Genomic DNA, 3,810 nt, shown 5'->3' on the forward strand with positions numbered 1-3,810 from the left:
ATCCGGCGCCATCCGCACCGGCGGCGCCGGATTGGGGTCGGGCTGCAACCACACCGTGGCCAGGCGGATATCGCGCCGCCCGCCAGCGCTCAATTCCACGTACACGTGCACGTATTCGGCATTGACCGCGCCGGCGGTGGTGATGTGCAGGACATCCTTGCCGTCGCGTCGCGCCACGGCCATCCTGACCGACGCCAGCGCCGGATTCATGGTGATATTGGCGCCGCGATAAACGTCGGGCTGCGCCAGCCGTGCCTGCACCGGGCCACCGTCGCCAGCCAGCAGTTCGACATCGGCCGACAGCGGCTGGCCGATATAGGAACGCGCGGCGACGTCGCCCAGCTCGGCGGCATGCAGCGTTGGCGCCAGCACGGCGAGCATGGCCAGCGCCAGCACGGCCACAAGGCGAAGCAAAATATCAAGAAGGTAGCGTTGCATAATCGGTGGGCCGCCGGGCGACATCTGGGGATCTTCTCTATTAACGGCTGGAAATCGACTTTTTGTAGCCCTCAGTTAATTTTTCCGAACTGCGCTACACTGGCTGACGCATGTCAGATGAGAATGATTACCAATTTCACAAAGGAACCGTTATGAGTACCCGCAGCGAAAAAGACAGCTTTGGTCCCATCGATGTACCGTCTGAACAATTGTGGGGCGCGCAAACCCAGCGCTCCCTCGAGCATTTCCATATTTCCACCGAGCGCATGCCGCCCGAACTGATCCACGCGCTGGCCAGCGTCAAGCGCGCCGCCGCCCGTGTCAACCTCGACCTGGGCCTGCTCGACGGCGCCAAGGCCACCGCGATCACCCGCGCGGCCGACGAGGTGCTGGCCAACCAGCACCCCACCGAATTCCCGCTGGCCGTGTGGCAAACCGGCTCGGGCACGCAATCGAATATGAACATGAACGAGGTGCTGGCCAACCGCGGCTCGGAACTGATGGGTGGCGTGCGCGGCGAGTCGCGCCTGCTGCACCCGAACGACGACGTCAACAAGGGCCAGTCGTCCAACGATATCTTCCCCACCGCCATCCACGTCGCGTGCGCCCAGGCGCTGGCCAACAACGTGCTGCCGGGCCTGCGCCAGCTGCGCGCCAGCCTGCACGCCAAGGCCGTAGCCTTTGCCGACATCGTCAAGATCGGCCGCACCCACTTGCAGGACGCCACCCCGCTCACCCTGGGCCAGGAATTTTCCGGCTACGTGGCGCACCTCGATTTTGCCGAACACGCGATACAAGCCGCCCTGCCCGGCGTGCTGCAACTGGCCGCCGGTGGCACGGCGGTGGGCACGGGCCTGAACGCCCACCCGGAATACGCCACCCGCATCGCCGCCGAGCTCGAACACACGCTGGCGCTGCCGTTCCGCACCGCCGACAACAAGTTTGCCGCGCTGGCCGGCCACGACGCCCTGCTGTCGGCCCACGGCGCCCTGAAAACCCTGGCGGCATCGCTGATGAAAATCGCCAACGACGTGCGCTGGATGGCCTCGGGCCCGCGCTCGGGCCTGGGCGAAATCACCATCCCGGAAAACGAACCGGGCAGCTCCATCATGCCGGGCAAGGTCAATCCCACCCAGTGCGAGGCGGTCACCATGCTGTGCTGCCAGGTGTTCGGCAACGACGTGGCGATCACCATGGGCGGCGCCTCGGGCAATTTCGAACTGAATGTGTACAAGCCGCTGATCGCGCACAACTTCCTGCAGAGCGCGCGCCTGCTGGCGGACGGCATGCGCAGCTTCGAGGAACATTGCGTCCACGGCATCGAGCCGAACCGCGACCGCATCGCCGAACTGATGGAACGCTCGCTGATGCTGGTCACCGCGCTGGCGCCGCACATCGGCTACGACAAGGCGGCGTCGATCGCCAAGAAGGCCCAGCACGAAGGCACCACGCTCAAGCAGGCAGCGCTGGCGCTGGACTACGTCACGGCCGAGCAATTCGAGCAGTGGATAGTCCCCATCGACATGACCCGTCCTGGCTGATCAGAACCCGTAAGCGTAACGCACGCCGGCCAGCCAGTCCGGCGCGGCGTTGGCATCGTGGCCGGGGTTGAAGCGCAGCATCACCGCGCCGGTCAGCTTGCCGCCGCGTCCGTCGCGGGCGCGGCCGAGCATGGTGCTGTAGCCGAATTCGATATCGCGCTCGGTGGCGGTCGGCTGCAGGTTGAAGGCCGGCGCGCCAAACGCCTGGCTGCCCATGTAGGCGGCCTGGCTGCCGCCCTGCTGGCCGCCGGTGCGCACCTTGGCGGGCACCGACACGGTGACGCCGATGCGGTCGCGGTGGTCGAATATTTCGCGCGTAGTCCAGCCGACACTGAACGCCACCGTGCGCACCGAGGATACTTGCGCCATCAGGCTGTCCGGACTGCCATAGCCGTCGGTCTTGCCGTAGGTGGCCATCGCCATCACCGAGCTGCGCGGAGTGACCGCATAGCCCATCGACAACGAAGTAAAGGCCGTGGTCGGCCGCGCCCGCAGCGCCAGCGCCGTGTTGCGCTCGGCTTCGGGGCCGGTCTGGCGCAGGATGCCGGCAGTAACGGCACCGACCGCGCGGCCCATATGGGTTTCGAATTCCGCGATGCTCGAATAGCGGCGGTTGCGCTCGGCCAGCAGCGGCCGGAAGTCGGCGCGCGCCTGGTCCGGTTGGACCAGCAGCGGCAGCGGCATGTCGGCAGCGCAGCAAGACCAGCTTGCCATGGAACTGATGATCGCCATCGAAAACTTGTGCATGATGCCACCCGAGAGGTAGAACAGCGCTGAGTGTTGAGTGTTGCGGGTCGAGCGTACGAACCAGCCTAGCAGTTTTTCTTGCTGGCAAATACGCGTTGGCACGGTAAACTGTGCGCCTGTCGGAATGCCGCTACACTATCCTTGTTGCGAGGCGCCGCACTTGAAAACCATGGTATCAGAGGAAAAAATGCAGAAAGTCAGTTTTGAGTTGAATGGGGAATTTGTTGAGTTGAATCAGTTGCTCAAGCTCGTGGGGCTGTGCGACAGCGGCGGCGCCGGCAAGATGCTGGTGGCCAGCGGCGACGTCAAGGTCGATGGCAAGCAGGAACTGCGCAAGACCGCCAAGATCCGCGCGGGCCAGCTGGTCACCGTCGGCGACATCCGCATCAGTGTCGATCCCGTATAATTTACTTGCATTTGAGCAATAATGGTCTAAGCTGGAAACGCTGCGTTTTCCATGACGCCGCGTAATCCGGCCGTTGTTCCCGCCTCGTATAGTTCGGAGTCGGCTGCTGTCATCTCATCAAAACCGTTATGTGTCGAATTTGAACAGGGGGAAGTTATGGACGGTCCGCAACCAACCACACCAACCCAGGAACGCCTGCTGGGCGATCTGCGCGAAGTGATCGAAAATGCCGAAGAATTGTTGAACAACACCACGCAATACAACGGCGCCATGTACGAAACCGCCCGCAGCAAGCTGGCGCAGGCGCTGCTGGCCGCCACCGAAGAACTGGCCCGCTTCGAAGACGCCCACATCGGCCGCATGATGGAGCTAACCGCCCGCGCCAACCAGTTGCATCGCGATCTCACCGGCGAAGCACGACTCTTGCGCGCCTTCCACCGCGAAGATTAAGTCCGGATTTCCACGATCAGCTGCAGCTCGAGCCAGCGCTGCAACTGCCCCGCCACGTCGAACTGTTCATCCACCGCGAACGCCGCGTCCAGCGCCGCCCCGAAGGTGCCGCCCGCGTGCAACGCCGCCAGCGCGGCATGGCTGCCCCGCCCGAGCGGCGCCACCATTGCATACCACCCAAGCCGCGCCACCACACCAACTTCCGCCACCGCCATATCGGCGGGGATG

5 protein-coding genes and 1 pseudogene are annotated in these 3,810 nt (G+C 64.3%); 3 read left to right on the forward strand and 3 right to left on the reverse strand.

Annotated elements, in window-relative coordinates:
- Positions 1-438 (reverse strand): type IV pilus assembly protein FimV (locus DUPY_RS13900; RefSeq protein WP_371851792.1); only part of this gene is annotated, 438 nt, incomplete at its 3' end.
- 152 nt (positions 439-590) lie between these two features.
- On the opposite strand from DUPY_RS13900, the gene fumC reads away from it, so the two are divergent.
- Positions 591-1,979: a class II fumarate hydratase gene (gene fumC, locus DUPY_RS13905; RefSeq protein WP_070248980.1), complete on the forward strand. Its 1,389-nt coding sequence runs from the start codon at positions 591-593 to the stop codon at positions 1,977-1,979.
- On the opposite strand, the gene DUPY_RS13910 is transcribed toward fumC, so the two are convergent.
- Positions 1,980-2,726, reverse strand: a complete 747-nt coding sequence (locus tag DUPY_RS13910) for a hypothetical protein (protein WP_141749543.1) — start codon at positions 2,724-2,726, stop codon at positions 1,980-1,982.
- Positions 2,727-2,913: 187 nt separating this feature from the next.
- Here DUPY_RS13910 and DUPY_RS13915 point away from each other — a divergent pair, with 187 nt between their 5' ends.
- The gene (locus tag DUPY_RS13915) at positions 2,914-3,132 is read left to right on the forward strand and encodes an RNA-binding S4 domain-containing protein (RefSeq protein ID WP_070248988.1); all 219 of its coding nucleotides are present in this window, start codon (positions 2,914-2,916) and stop codon (positions 3,130-3,132) included.
- Between the two features lie 156 nt (positions 3,133-3,288).
- Positions 3,289-3,582 carry a DUF883 family protein gene (locus DUPY_RS13920; protein ID WP_070248984.1) on the forward strand — a complete coding sequence of 98 codons (294 nt, stop codon included), beginning with the start codon at positions 3,289-3,291 and terminating at the stop codon, positions 3,580-3,582.
- Here the strand turns inward: DUPY_RS13920 and DUPY_RS13925 are convergent.
- Positions 3,579-3,810 (reverse strand): annotated as a pseudogene (locus DUPY_RS13925) (MNIO family bufferin maturase); the annotation flags it as partial. The gene DUPY_RS13920 and the pseudogene DUPY_RS13925 sit on opposite strands and share 4 nt — an antisense overlap.

The sequence above is a fragment of the Duganella phyllosphaerae genome (assembly GCF_001758785.1).
GTDB classification, from domain to species: Bacteria; Pseudomonadota; Gammaproteobacteria; order Burkholderiales; family Burkholderiaceae_D; genus Rugamonas; species Rugamonas phyllosphaerae.

Bases quoted from the DNA above. Each gene is read 5' to 3' on its own strand.
- fumC (WP_070248980.1), top strand. From the start codon at position 591: ATGAGTACCCGCAGCGAAAAAGACAGCTTTGGTCCCATCGATGTACCG.
- DUPY_RS13915 (WP_070248988.1), top strand. From the start codon at position 2,914: ATGCAGAAAGTCAGTTTTGAGTTGAATGGGGAATTTGTTGAGTTGAAT.
- DUPY_RS13920 (WP_070248984.1), top strand. From the start codon at position 3,289: ATGGACGGTCCGCAACCAACCACACCAACCCAGGAACGCCTGCTGGGC.
- DUPY_RS13910 (WP_141749543.1), bottom strand. From the start codon at position 2,726: ATGCACAAGTTTTCGATGGCGATCATCAGTTCCATGGCAAGCTGGTCT.